General features: G+C 65.6%; 14 protein-coding genes. 7 read left to right on the top strand and 7 right to left on the bottom strand.

Going from position 1 to position 13,052, the window contains the following annotated elements; translation table 11 throughout:
- Positions 1-132 precede the first annotated feature (132 nt).
- A complete protein-coding gene (locus LK539_RS21305; RefSeq protein WP_227803068.1) occupies positions 133-708 on the bottom strand; it encodes a helix-turn-helix domain-containing protein in 576 nt (191 codons plus the stop codon).
- A 184-nt stretch (positions 709-892) separates the two neighbouring features.
- Between LK539_RS21305 and LK539_RS21300 the strand changes: the two genes are divergently transcribed.
- The 6 genes from LK539_RS21300 (at position 893) to moaD (ending at position 7,727) form a co-directional block, all read left to right on the top strand.
- Positions 893-2,098: a glycine C-acetyltransferase gene (locus tag LK539_RS21300; protein WP_227803067.1), complete on the top strand. Its 1,206-nt coding sequence runs from the start codon at positions 893-895 to the stop codon at positions 2,096-2,098.
- Positions 2,099-2,113: 15 nt separating this feature from the next.
- Positions 2,114-3,070 (top strand): NAD-dependent epimerase/dehydratase family protein, encoded by a 957-nt coding sequence (locus tag LK539_RS21295; RefSeq protein WP_227803066.1) that lies wholly within the window; start codon positions 2,114-2,116, stop codon positions 3,068-3,070.
- Between the two features lie 61 nt (positions 3,071-3,131).
- Positions 3,132-4,520, top strand: coding sequence for an L-serine ammonia-lyase (locus tag LK539_RS21290; protein ID WP_227803065.1), 1,389 nt, complete (start codon positions 3,132-3,134; stop codon positions 4,518-4,520).
- Between the two features lie 220 nt (positions 4,521-4,740).
- On the top strand, positions 4,741-6,216 hold the full coding sequence (gene thrC / locus LK539_RS21285) for a threonine synthase (protein WP_227803064.1): 1,476 nt from the start codon (positions 4,741-4,743) through the stop codon (positions 6,214-6,216).
- Positions 6,217-6,229: 13 nt separating this feature from the next.
- Positions 6,230-7,462 (top strand): gephyrin-like molybdotransferase Glp, encoded by a 1,233-nt coding sequence (gene glp / locus LK539_RS21280; RefSeq protein ID WP_227803063.1) that lies wholly within the window; start codon positions 6,230-6,232, stop codon positions 7,460-7,462.
- Positions 7,463-7,469: 7 nt separating this feature from the next.
- The gene (moaD, locus tag LK539_RS21275; protein ID WP_227803062.1) at positions 7,470-7,727 is read left to right on the top strand and encodes a molybdopterin converting factor subunit 1; all 258 of its coding nucleotides are present in this window, start codon (positions 7,470-7,472) and stop codon (positions 7,725-7,727) included.
- Positions 7,728-7,868: 141 nt separating this feature from the next.
- Here moaD and dctP read toward each other — a convergent pair whose 3' ends face one another.
- The 5 genes from dctP to LK539_RS21250 form a co-directional block, all read right to left on the bottom strand.
- The gene (dctP, locus tag LK539_RS21270) at positions 7,869-8,885 is read right to left on the bottom strand and encodes a TRAP transporter substrate-binding protein DctP (protein ID WP_227803061.1); all 1,017 of its coding nucleotides are present in this window, start codon (positions 8,883-8,885) and stop codon (positions 7,869-7,871) included.
- A 241-nt stretch (positions 8,886-9,126) separates the two neighbouring features.
- Entirely contained in the window at positions 9,127-9,339 is a 213-nt protein-coding gene (locus LK539_RS21265) for a hypothetical protein (RefSeq protein ID WP_227803060.1), read from the bottom strand.
- Between the two features lie 18 nt (positions 9,340-9,357).
- On the bottom strand, positions 9,358-10,299 hold the full coding sequence (locus tag LK539_RS21260; protein ID WP_227803059.1) for an alpha/beta fold hydrolase: 942 nt from the start codon (positions 10,297-10,299) through the stop codon (positions 9,358-9,360).
- On the bottom strand, positions 10,296-10,499 hold the full coding sequence (locus LK539_RS21255; protein WP_227803058.1) for a helix-turn-helix transcriptional regulator: 204 nt from the start codon (positions 10,497-10,499) through the stop codon (positions 10,296-10,298). The genes LK539_RS21260 and LK539_RS21255 overlap by 4 nt, the downstream gene beginning before the upstream one ends.
- The gene (locus tag LK539_RS21250; RefSeq protein ID WP_227803057.1) at positions 10,496-10,882 is read right to left on the bottom strand and encodes a hypothetical protein; all 387 of its coding nucleotides are present in this window, start codon (positions 10,880-10,882) and stop codon (positions 10,496-10,498) included. The genes LK539_RS21255 and LK539_RS21250 overlap by 4 nt, the downstream gene beginning before the upstream one ends.
- A 132-nt stretch (positions 10,883-11,014) precedes the next feature.
- Between LK539_RS21250 and LK539_RS21245 the strand changes: the two genes are divergently transcribed.
- Positions 11,015-12,262 carry a TIGR03862 family flavoprotein gene (locus LK539_RS21245; protein ID WP_227803056.1) on the top strand — a complete coding sequence of 416 codons (1,248 nt, stop codon included), beginning with the start codon at positions 11,015-11,017 and terminating at the stop codon, positions 12,260-12,262.
- Here the strand turns inward: LK539_RS21245 and LK539_RS21240 are convergent.
- Complete coding sequence (locus tag LK539_RS21240; RefSeq protein ID WP_227803055.1) at positions 12,246-13,052, bottom strand: head GIN domain-containing protein; 807 nt, start codon at positions 13,050-13,052, stop codon at positions 12,246-12,248. The genes LK539_RS21245 and LK539_RS21240 overlap by 17 nt on opposite strands.

Genomic DNA, 13,052 nt, shown 5'->3' with positions numbered 1-13,052 from the left:
GGCCACTCGCACTGAGTGGCCGTTGTTTTTCGTAGGGTGGGCGGCTTGCCGCCCACGCGGTGATAGTTAGCCGAAGAACGCTCGTAGCGTCTGATCTTGCTGTGACCGCGTGGGCGGGAAGACCCGCCCACCCTACCGTTGTACAACTACCAACAGCGCCTTGGCTTCGGTCTTGCCCGCATTCCGAATCACGTGGTCATGGTCGGCCGGATAGCGCGCCGTCCCCCCATGCTTGATCTTCTTCTTCTCCACCCCCACTTCGAGCTCGATCGTCCCGCTAATGACGGTCAGGTGCTCCTTGGTCCCCGGATCGTGCGCCTGCGAGGCCATTTCACCGCCGGGAGCCAGGGTCAGTTCGTACCATTCGTACTTGCCCGCCAGGTCCATCGGCCCCAGGATGCGCAGCGAATAGCCGGCGTGGGCGCCGGGCAGGGTGGGGGTCTCGTGGGCGTCCACCACGCGGATCAGGTCCACCGCCCGCACCTCCGACGACAAGAGCTCGCCGATCTCCACGCCCAGGGCATTGGCCAGGCGCCAGGTGATGGCGATGGTGGGGTTTGCCTTCTCGCGCTCGATTTGGGACAGCATCGACTTGGACACCCCGGCGATGCGCGACAGGTCTTCCAGGGTCAGGCCACGCGCCAATCGGAGGCGCTGTAGCGTGGCGCCAACTTCCGGCGGGGCGTTATTTGTTAGAGTTTTGGTCATTGCCTTAATCGTTGCCTGAATATGCTTATAGCGTGGCTTGCCAAGTTCATTAGCTAGGGGTAAGATTCAATATATTGAATTCTCGTTCGACATACAGAACTTGGTTTCTTGAATCGAACGAGCAGACGATACGACATTCGCCAACCGCCGGTCAAGCCGGGACCAACCAGGGAGTGGGAACAACATGAGCGATCAAGCATTTTATAGCGGCCTGCAAGCGAAACTCGAGACGCTGCGCAACGACGGCCTGTTCAAGCCGGAGCGCGTGATCGCTTCGCGCCAGGGCGCCGAAGTGGTCGCGCAGGACGGCCGCACGCTCATCAATATGTGCGCCAACAACTACCTGGGCCTGTCCGGCGACGAGCAGACATCAACGGCCGCTGCTGCCGCCCTGGAAAAATACGGCTACGGCCTGTCCTCGGTGCGCTTCATCTGCGGCACCCAGACCGTGCACAAGGAGCTGGAGCAGAAGCTGTCCGAGTTCCTCGGTACCGAAGACACCATCCTGTACGCGGCCGCCTTCGACGCCAACGGCGGCGTGTTCGAGCCGCTGTTCGACGAGAACGACGCAATCATCTCGGACGCCCTGAACCACGCTTCCATCATCGACGGCGTCCGCCTGTGCAAGGCCGCGCGCTACCGCTACGCCAACAACGACATGGCCGACCTGGAAAAGCAGCTGATCGCCGCTACCGAAGCCGGCAAGCGCCACAAGATCATCGTCACCGACGGCGTGTTCTCGATGGACGGCACCATCGCCCAGCTGGACAAGATCGTCGAGCTGGCCGAAAAATACGGCGCCCTGACCATGATCGATGAATCGCACGCCTCCGGCTTCATGGGCAAGACCGGGCGCGGCACCCACGAGCACTGCGGCGTGATGGGTAGAATCGACATCATCACCGGCACCCTGGGCAAGGCCCTGGGTGGCGCGATGGGCGGCTTCACCTCGGGCCGCAAGGAGGTCATCGAGACCCTGCGCCAGAAGTCGCGTCCTTACCTGTTCTCGAACACCCTGGCGCCGATGATCGCGGGCGCCTCGCTGTCGGTGCTGGACCGCATCTCGAAGTCGACCGAGCTGCGCGACCGCTTGCACGAGAACACCGCCTACTTCCGCAAGGAGATCGAGCGCATCGGCTTCACCATCAAGCCGGGCACGCACCCGGTGGTGCCGGTGATGCTGTTCGACGCGCCGATCGCCCAGAAATTCGCCGCCCGCATGTTCGAGCTGGGCGTGCTGCTGTCGGGCTTCTTCTACCCGGTGGTGCCGATGGGCCAGGCGCGCGTGCGCGTGCAGCTGTCGGCCGCGCACACCCGCGAGCAGCTGGACACCGTGTTGAAAGCATTCGAACAAGCCGGCAAAGAGCTGGGCATCCTCAAGAATCAATAAGAACGGAACAGAACAATGGAACGCATCCTCATCATCGGCGCCAACGGCCAGATCGGCAGTGAACTCGTGACCGCGCTGGCGGAGCAGCATGGCGCGGACAAGGTCATCGCCTCGGACATCGGTACCAACAACGTCTACGGCGCGGCGCGCTACACCCAGCTCGACGTGCTGGACCGCGAACGCCTCTCCAGCCTGGTCGAGGTAGAAGGCATCACCCAGGTCTACCAGCTGGCGGCGCTGCTGTCGGCCACCGGCGAAAAGGTGCCGCTCAAGGCCTGGACCCTGAACATGGATGGCCTGCTGAATATCCTGGAAGTCGCGCGCGAGCGTGGCGAGGCGGGCAAGCCGCTGAAGGTCTTCTGGCCTTCGTCGATCGCCGCCTTCGGCCCGAACACCCCGGCCGATCCGGCCCCGCAGTACGCGGTGATGGACCCGACCTCGATCTACGGCATCAGCAAGCTGGCCGGCGAGCGCCTGTGCGAGTACTATCACAGCAAGTACGGCGTGGACGTGCGTTCGATCCGCTACCCGGGCATCATCAGCTTCAAGTCGCCTCCGGGCGGCGGCACCACCGACTACGCCATCGCCATCTTCCACTCGGCCCTCAAGGGCGAGACCTACGAGTGCTTCCTGGGCCCGGAAACCACGCTGCCGATGATCTACATGCCGGACGCGATCCGCGCCACCATCGAGCTGATGGATGCGCCAAGCGAGAAGGTCGCGATCCGCTCTTCGTACAACGTGGCGGGCGTGTCCTTCAACCCGCGCGAACTGGCGGCCGCCATCAAGAAGGCGGTACCTGGGTTCGAGGTCGCCTACAAGCCGGACAGCCGCCAGCAGATCGCCGATTCCTGGCCGAAGAGCCTGGACGACAGCCGCGCCACGAGCGACTGGGGCTGGAAGGCGTGCATCGGCGTGGAAGAGATGGTAGACAGCATGCTGAAGAACGTTGACGTGGGTATCGCAGCCTGAACTGCGCCTGTACGTCACCGCATCAAGACAATAATAAAAACCGGATAGTAGAGACAACAAGATGGACATGAGCGTTTTTGATCTGTTCAAGATCGGTATCGGGCCGTCGAGCTCCCACACGGTGGGCCCGATGGTGGCGGCGCGCCGCTTCCTGCTGGAGTGCGGCTCGCTGGAGAACGCCGTCGGCGTCGAGGCCCACCTGTACGGGTCGCTGGCCCTGACCGGTGTCGGCCACGCCACTGACAAGGCCGTGATCCTGGGCCTGATGGGCGAGACGCCGCAGGGCGTCGACCCGGATGCGGTCGAGGACAAGCTGGCCGAAGCGGAGATGGACGGCAAGCTCCGGCTGCTGGGTAGCAAGGAAGTGCCGTTCCAGTACCGCACGGGCCTGGTGTGGCACAAGCAGTCGACCCTGCCCGAACACCCGAACGGCATGAAGTTCGTGCTGCAGCTGGCGGACGGCAGCATCATCGAACGCATCTATTATTCGGTCGGAGGTGGCTTCATCACGGCCGCCGGCGAAAGCCAGGGCCGTGCCAACGAGGCGCCGGGGGTAGCGGTGCCGTTCCCGTTCAACACCATGGCCGAGCTGCTGGCCCAGGGCCGCGAGCACGGCCTGTCGATCCCGCACATGCTGCGTGCGAACGAGCTGGCGCGCATGAGCGAGGCTGAACTGGACGCGGGCCTGGACCGGATCTGGGAAGTCATGCGCGACTGTATCGCGCATGGCCTGGTCACCGAAGGTCAGCTGCCGGGTGGCCTGAACGTCAAGCGCCGCGCCGCCAAGCTGTGGAAGCAGGCCCACTGCACCGAGGGCAAGCGCGTCAACGAGCTGCCGCATGATGCGACGCACCATGTGACCTTGTATGCGATGGCGGTCAATGAGGAAAACGCGGCCGGCGGCCGTGTCGTCACCGCGCCGACAAACGGCGCGGCGGGCATCATTCCGGCGGTACTGCGCTACTACGCTGAAGACTGCTGCCCGAGCGATCCGGCCAAGGGTATCCGCGACTTCCTGCTGACGTCCGCCGCGATCGGCATGCTGTGCAAGAAGAACGCCTCGATCTCGGGCGCCGAAATCGGCTGCCAGGGCGAAGTGGGCGTGGCCTGCGCGATGGCCGCCGCCGGGCTGGTGGCAGCGCTGGGCGGTTCCAACGAACGCATCGAGAACGCGGCGGAGATCGGCATCGAACACCACCTCGGCATGACCTGCGACCCGATCGGCGGCCTGGTGCAGATTCCCTGCATCGAGCGCAATGGCATGGGGGCGATCAAGGCGATCACCGCGGCCTCGCTCGCCATGAAGGGGGATGGCACCCACTTCGTCAGCCTGGATAACGTGATCGAGACCATGCGCCAGACCGGCGCCGACATGCAGGTGAAGTACAAGGAAACCTCGCTGGGTGGCCTGGCGGTGCACGTGGTGACGGTGAACCACGCCGCTTGCTGACGTAGAGCCAAATTGGATCCCGGCCTTCGCCGGGATGACGTGCCTATGTAGCGGACTACGGTTGTGACATTCCACCGCTCGCCTTCGAACCGTCATCCCGGCGCAGGCCGGGATCCAATCTCGTGAGCAAAACCCGCCGGTTTTTTTGCACCACAGCATACGCCCCCAACGGGGGCTATAATAAAAGTTCAACTTTGGCCACAACCGGATCTCCTACCGTATGCATTACGTCTCCACCCGCGCAACCAGCGCGTCCGCAGTACGCAATCCCCAGCGTTTCTCCGACATCCTGCTGGCGGGCCTGGCCCCGGACGGCGGCCTGTATCTGCCTGAAAGCTACCCGCAGGTCAGCGGGGAGGAGCTCGATGCCTGGCGCAAGCTCTCCTACGCGGAACTGGCTTACGAAATCCTGCGTAAATTCGCGACCGACATCCCCGACGAAGACCTGCGCGCCCTGACCGCGAAGACCTATACCCCGGAGGTCTACCGCAATGCGCGCGTCGACGAGTCGGCGAGCGAGATCACCCCGCTGCGTGTGCTGGAAGACGGTGCGCAGGGCAAGCTGGTGCTGCAGGCCCTGTCGAACGGCCCGACCCTGGCCTTCAAGGACATGGCCATGCAACTGCTGGGCAACCTGTTCGAGTACGCGCTGGCGAAGAACAACGACGAGCTCAACATCTTCGGCGCCACCTCGGGCGACACCGGCAGCGCGGCAGAATATGCAATGCGCGGCAAGCGTGGCGTGCGTGTGTTCATGCTGTCGCCGCACAAGAAGATGAGCGCCTTCCAGACCGCCCAGATGTTCAGCCTGCAGGACCCGAACATCTTCAACATCGCGGTCGAAGGCGTGTTCGACGATTGCCAGGACATGGTCAAGGCCGTATCGAACGACCTGTCCTTCAAGGCGCGCCACAAGATCGGCACCGTCAACTCGATCAACTGGGCACGCGTGGTCGCGCAGGTGGTCTATTACTTCCGCGGCTACCTGGCAGCCACCACTAGTAATGACCAGAAGGTCTCTTTCACCGTCCCGTCGGGGAACTTCGGCAACATCTGCGCCGGCCACATCGCCCGCATGATGGGCCTGCCGATCGACAAACTGGTCGCCGCCACCAACGAGAACGACGTGCTCGACGAATTCTTCCGCACGGGTGTCTACCGCGTGCGTAAGCCATCCGAGACCTACCACACCAGCAGCCCCTCGATGGACATCTCGAAAGCCTCCAACTTCGAGCGCTTCGTGTACGAACTGGTGGGCCGCGATGCCGAGCGCACCCACGCGCTGTTCAAGAAGGTCGACACCCATGGCGGCTTCGACCTGTCGGGCGCCCCGGGCAGCGACGGCGACGAATGGAAGCTGGTGGGCCAATATGGCTTCGCCTCGGGCAAGTCGACGCATGCCGACCGCCTGGCGACGATCCGCGACGTGGCGGACGACTACGGCATCACCATCGACACCCACACCGCCGACGGCATCAAGGTCGCGCGCGAACACATGCAGCCAGGCGTTCCCATGATCGTGCTGGAAACCGCGCTGGCGGCCAAGTTCAACGAGACCATCCTGGAAGCGCTGGGCACGGACGCCGAGCGTCCCGCCGGCTTCGAGAACATCGAGTCGCTGCCGCAGCGTTTCGTCGTCATGCGGCCGAGTGTGGACAGCATGAAGGCCTACATCGCCGAACACACGGGGCTGTGAGATGAAGGCCCCGATGCTGTCCGTACGCGAGGCGCTGAGCCAACTGCTCGATGCGGCGCGCGCCGTTAGCGGTACCGAGCTGGTGCCGACATTGGCGGCGAACGGCCGCGTGCTGGCCGAAGACCAGCTGGCGACCATCAACGTGCCGTCCGCCGACAACACCCAGATGGACGGCTACGCGGTGCGCGCCGCCGATTGCGAGAGCGGCAGCGCGACCCTGCGCGTGGCCCAGCGCATCCCTGCGGGCACGGTCGGCGAGCCGCTGGAGCCCGGCACCGCGGCCCGCATCTTCACCGGCGCCCTGATTCCGGCTGGCGCCGATGCGGTGGTGATGCAGGAACAGTGCGAAGCGGTGGGCGACAGCGTCACCGTGCGGCATACGCCGCGCAGCGGCGAATGGATCCGCCGCACCGGCGAAGACGTGGCAGCCGGCTCGGTCATCCTGCCTACCGGCACCCGTCTGCGCAGCCAGGAGCTGGGCCTGGCCGCCTCCGTGGGCCTGGCCCAACTGCCGGTACTGCGCCGCGTGCGCGTCGCCGTGTTCTTCACGGGCGACGAACTGGCCATGCCGGGCGAAGCATTGAAACCCGGCGCCATCTACAACTCCAACCGCTTCACACTGCGCGGGCTGCTGGAAAACTTCGGCTGCGAATTCACCGATTACGGCATCGTCCCCGATTCGCTGGAGGCGACCCGCGCCACCTTGCGCGAGGCGGCGCAACAGCATGACCTGATCATCACCTCGGGCGGCGTCTCGGTTGGCGAAGAGGACCACATCAAGCCGGCGGTGGAAGCGGAAGGGCGCCTGAACATGTGGCAGATCGCCGTCAAGCCCGGCAAGCCGCTGGCTTTCGGGGAAATCAAGCGGGAAGATGGCACTTGCGTAAGCAGCTCCACTGGAGCTGCTTACTTCATCGGCCTTCCGGGTAACCCCGTATCGAGCTTCATCACCTTCCTGCTGTTCGTGCGCCCCTTCCTGCTGCGACTGCAGGGTGCGACCGGGCAGGTGGAGCCGCGCGGCTACATGATGCGCGCCGATTTCGCACTGCCCAAGGCCGACCGCCGCAACGAATTCCTGCGTGTGCGCGTGAATGCCGCCGGTGGCCTCGACCTGTTCCCGAACCAGGGCTCGGGCGTGCTCACCTCTACCGTCTGGGGCGACGGCCTGGTGGACAATCCGCCGGGCCAGCCGATCGCCGAGGGCGACCTGGTGCGCTTCATCCCCTTCGCCGAACTGCAGCATTAGGATGGCCATGAAGATCAGTTTGAAATACTTCGCGTCGGTGCGCGAGAAGCTCGGCACCGGCCAGGACAGCCTGGAACTCCCGGGCGAGGCAGCGACGGTAGGAGCGGTGCGCGATGCGCTGGTCGCGCGCGGCGGTGCGTGGGCCGAAGCGCTGGGACAGGACCGCGCCGTGCGCATGGCCTGCAACCAGGTGATGTGCGGCCCCGAGACGGCAGTCGTCGACGGGGCCGAGGTGGCGTTCTTCCCGCCGGTGACAGGTGGGTAGGGGGTGATCTAGTCCAGTGGACTAGATCACGGTCCGGTGGACCAGATCACGCTACGCCGACCGCGCGTTCAACCGGAATTTGCGCTGCCACCACGCATCCGATAGTTGAACGCGCGTTCGGCAAAGCCGAACACCCTACGGTCAAATCATCGCGATCGACTGCTCCGCCAGCTGCAGCAGTTTGGCGCAGTTGGCGCTGCGCTCGGCGTACTCGCGCCAGGCATTGGTACGCGCCACCGCCTGCCACTTGCGCAGGGCTTCCGCATTCATGTCGACGATCTGGGCGCCGGTCTTGGCATACACCGCCGCCACCGCCGCATCGTCGGCACGCGCCGCCTTGCGCGCAAAGCCTTCCAGTTCCGCTCCCACCGCCATCACCGCCGCCTGCTGCTGCTTGCTGAGGCGGTCGAACACCGTGCGCGACATCATCAGTGGCTCGAACATGAACCAGTAGGCGCCGCCGCGCGCCGTGGTGAGCGCGCGTGCGGACTCCTGCAGGCGGAAGGAAATGAGCGAAGTCGAGGAGGTCAGCGCCGCGTCCAGGCTACCTGCGCGCATCGCGGCCTGGATCTCGTTCGAGGGCATGTTGACCACGGTGGCGCCGGCGTCGGCCAGCAGGCGGTCCATCTCGTGCGAACCGCCGCGCACCTTGAGGCCGGCCACGTCTTCCGGATGCACGATCGGCTTGCCGCGCGAGGCGACGCCGCCGGCCTGCCAGATCCAGCTGATCACCACCAGGCCCTGGTCGTGCAGGATGCGCGTCAGTTCCTTGCCGACCGGCGCGTTCTTCCAGCCGTAACCCTGCTCGTAAGAGGTGACCAGGCCCGGCATCAGGCCGATATTCGCTTCCGGCGCCTCGGCGCCGGCATACGATAGCGGCACCAGCGCCATATCGAGGCCGCCGCTGCGCAGCGCCGCGAACTGGGCGTTCGGGGCCATCAGGCTCGAGCTTGGGTAGATCGAGAACTTCAGCCCGCCGCGGGTGCGCCGTTCGACGTTGGCCGCGAACATGCGGCACAAGCGGTCACGGAAATCGCCTTCGGCGATGCTGCCGCCGGGGAATTGGTGCGAGATTTTCAGGTTGTTTGGCTGCGCCCAGGCGGACTGCATCCAGAGTGGACTGGTCGCGATTGCGCCCAGCATAGCCCTACGGGACATTGCTGCCCTTGTCATTACCGACATACACATCCTCCAAGATGTTGAATCGAACTGCTGTGGCGAATCGTGGTTTCCTCGTCGAGCGGGAAGCCATCGTTCGTTGTAGCGGATACAAGAATATTCCTGTTAAAACTATTGTCAAGCGGAATCTTATAGATATGGCAAATCCATACAGATGTCCCGGCGGCAGTATGGCCTGCCGCTGGGTTTCCGTCTTGATGCAGCTTGGAGGACTGGGCGTTCAGCGCCGGCCGGGAGGCAGGGCGCCGCTATTGCTGCGGAAATAGCGCGAGGCGATGAAGATGCCGGCGGCCATCAGCGACCAGGCCAGGGACATGGGCCAGACGGTCGCGAAGGCTTCGCCGCGTAGGAACACATCGATGCAGACCAGCAGCGCGAACATCGTGCCGGCCGCCAGCAGGTATTGTCCGCCCCAGTGGATCAGTTTCTGCATGCTGCGCTCCTGTCGGTATTATTTGCGGTCGAGGAATCGGCGGATGGCCGCGCTGACCGCCTCGGGCTGGTCGATCATCGCGAAGTGGCGCGCCTTGTCGATGGTCTCGACTTCCAGCTTCGGCGTGCCGGCCATCAGTTCCCGATAATACGCCACCTTGTCCGCTGCAGTCATGTTATTCAGGAGCGGCGCGTCGGGCGCAAAATAGGGCGCCAGTACCAGCACCGGCGTTTCGATGCGGGCCAGCCCGGGGCGCAGGTCGCGCGCCAGCGCCGCGCCCATGTAGGCGGCGACCGCCTGCGGGTCGCTGCGCGAACTCAGGCGGGCGGCATCGTCGGCCTTGCCCATGTCGACCAGGCCGATGCTGCGCATGTAGGCCAGCTGTTGGGCGGCGAACGCAGGTCCGGTCAAGGCCGCCATCTGCTGGCGGGTCTTGTCCGCCATGACGGCGCGCTGCTCGGGCGGCATGTCTTCGGTGCGCGGGAACACCGGCAGGCCGTCGATAGCAACCACGCCGCCGATCTGTTGCGGGCTTGCCTGGGCGAGCGCGAGGGCAAGCGTGGCACCGATGCTGTGACCGATCAGCACCGGTTTGACCAGCTTGCGGCTAATAATCAGTTCGGCCAGCGCGTCGCGGCTGGCATCGAACGGGTCGCCGGCGACCGCGGGACGGCCATCGAAGCCGGGCAAGGTTACGACATAGACGCTGTGGGTGGGAGCGAAGTCGCGCGCCACCTGGCTCCAGACCCAGCCGCCGCTGGACAGGCCCGGCACCAGGATCAGGGCGCGCGCGCCGCTGCCGTGGCGCTCGACCAGCATGCCCTTGATCTCGAAGCGTTCGGCGGCCGCCGGCTGGGCGGCGAGGAAGCGGTTCGGCTGCTGCGGCGCCTGCTGGGACAGGGCCGGCGGCGCGAAGGCGAAGGATGCGGCGAACAATGCGGTGAACAACTGGGCTTTCATGCTGGCTCCTGGTCTGGGGTGAAGATCGATTCGATCGGTAACTGGAATAGCCTGGCGATGGCGAAGGCAAGCGGCAGGCTGGGATCGTAGCGCCCGGTCTCGATCGCATTCACGCTCTGGCGCGAGACGTCGAGCATGTCGGCCAGCTGCGCCTGGCTCCAGCCGCGCTCGGCGCGCAGGGTCCGGATATGGTTGTTCATCGCTCAGTCCAGCGCCGGATGACGCAGATGATGCCGGTCGAGCCGCACAGCACGCACCACACGGTGAACATCGACAGCCGCGGGAAACCCGCCGTCTCGAGAAAGCCGTAGGTGAAGGTGAGGCCGGCCGTGATGCCGGCGCCCAGCGCCAGCGACTCGAGCAGGAAGCGGCGGATGTATTCATCAACGCGCGCGAAATGCCGGGCGATGGCCCACAGCGCCATGCCAAAGCCGATCATCGGCGACAGCAGCACCAGGGTACGCACCAGGCCTTCTTCCATCGGCCGGCCCCAGCGGATCGCTGCCATCAAGAGCACCGTGTACAGCACCAGCGCTCCCAGCATCTCGCGCATATACGCCCGGCCCACCCGTTTTTCGTGCATGACATCCTCCGTGAAGTAAAGTATGCTTGACATCCTAGTCAAGGAAACTAGACATGTCAAGCTCGCTTTACATTTTTATGCAGGCGGCAACCTCGTCTACAATGCCGCTCCTTTGCTTCCCTTGATGTCTCGATGAGCCAGCTTACCAAGCCACCCCAACGCGTCGCCGTGATCGGCGGCGGCCCCGCCGGCCTGATGGCAGCCGAAGTGCTGGCGGCGGGCGGCGTGCAGGTCGACGTCTACGATGCGATGGCGTCCGTCGGGCGCAAGTTCCTGCTGGCGGGGAAGGGCGGCATGAACATCACGCACTCGGAAGAGATCCAGGCCTTTCGCAACCGCTATGGCAGCCGTGAGCGCGAGGTCGCGCGCTGGCTCGAGGCGTTCGACCCGCAAGCGGTACGCGACTGGATCCACGGCCTCGGCATCGACACCTTCGTCGGCAGCTCCGGCCGCGTATTCCCGACCGATATGAAGGCCGCGCCGCTGCTGCGCGCCTGGCTGCACCGCCTGCGCGAAGCCGGGGTGCGTTTCCACATGCGGCATCGCTGGCTCGGCTGGCAGGACGGGCGCCTGCGCCTGGCTTCGCCCGACGGGGAAATCCTGATCGAGGCCGACGCCACAGTGCTGGCCCTGGGCGGCGCCAGCTGGGCGCGCCTCGGTTCGGACGGCGCCTGGGCGCCGCTGCTGGCCGAGCGCGGAGTCGAGGTGGCGCCCCTCGTACCATCCAATTGCGGCTTCGACGCCGACTGGAGCGCGCACTTCAGCGAGAAGCACGCGGGCGCGCCGCTTACCACCGTCGCCATCGCCTGGCGCGGCCGCGACGGCTGCTTGGTGCGGCGCCAGGGCCAGTTCGTGGTCACGGCGACCGGCATCGAGGGCAGCCTGGTGTACGCGATCTCGGCGCCGCTGCGCGACCAGATCGCCGAGGAGGGCAGCGCCACCATCTGGCTCGACCTGCTGCCGGACTTCGATGCGGACCGTGTGGCGGCCGAGGTGGCGCGTCCGCGCGGCTCGCGCTCGCTGTCCAGCCACCTCGCTGGCCGCCTGGGAATCAAGGGCGTGAAAGCCGGCCTGCTGCACGAATGCCTGTCAAAGGATGAATACGCCGACCCACAAACGCTCGCGGCTGCGCTCAAGGCGCTGCCCCTGGTATTGAGGCGCCCGCGGCCGATCGATGAAGCGATCAGCAGCGCCGGCGGGGTGCGCTTCGACGCCCTGGCCGAAGGCAGCGCAATGCTGCGCGCGCTGCCCGGGGTATTCGTGGCGGGAGAGATGATCGACTGGGAGGCGCCGACCGGCGGCTACCTGTTGACCGCCTGCTTCGGCAGCGGCCGCGCCGCCGGCCAGGACGTTCTAACCTTGCTCAATCAGAAAAAGTAACCGCCCCGGCGCCGGTGCGGCTGACGCTGCGTTCGGCCGGATTGCCGGTAACCTCGACGTCGCCGTTGCCCGACAGCGAAGCGCTAAAGGTCTGGCGCGCATGCACGGAGCTGCGGCCGGAACCGGTCTGGCTGACCTCGACACGCTCGGCGCGCAGGTGGCGCGCATCGAGTTCGCCCGAACCGCTGGCGTTGGCGTGCAGCTCGCGGGTGCTGCCGACGATGGTCATGTGGCCGGCGCCGGTGAGCACGGCTTCGAAGCGTTCGATGCCGGAGCCGGCGTTCAGATCGAGTTCACCGTTGCCGCTCAGGGCCGCATCCACCTCGCGGAAGCGGCCGTTGAAGCGCAGGCTGCCGCGGCCTTCCATGCGTACCTCGATGCGGTCGCCCGAGAAGCCGTTGACGCTGCTGTCGCCGCCGCCGTCGACCTTGATGCTTTCTAGGCGCGGCAGCACCAGCTCGACCTCGATCGGATGGCGGTGGCTGAGCACCATGCCGCGGATGCCGATGTGCAGGACTTCGTCATCGTTCGACACATCGATATTGTTCAGCAGGCGGGCCTCGCCCCGCACCTTCATCGAGGGCGCGGCGCCGTAGCGCAGGTTCAGGTTGATCGGGCCTTCCAGCTCGACCGAGCTGACCCCGGCCGGCACCTCGCGCGATTCGCTCGAGACCTGCCGGCCCTCGGCCTTGGCGGTGACGCCGTTGGCGCGCAGCATGGCGTAGCTCAGGCCGATCAGGACAAAGGCCAGCAACAGCAGGCTGAACCCGACTTTCAGGAGTGCGCGCAT

The organism is Massilia sp. IC2-476 (assembly GCF_020707295.1).
GTDB lineage: Bacteria > Pseudomonadota > Gammaproteobacteria > Burkholderiales > Burkholderiaceae_D > Telluria.
The sequence above is the reverse complement of the archived record's forward strand: the minus strand, read 5'-3'. Positions and strand labels throughout refer to the sequence as shown.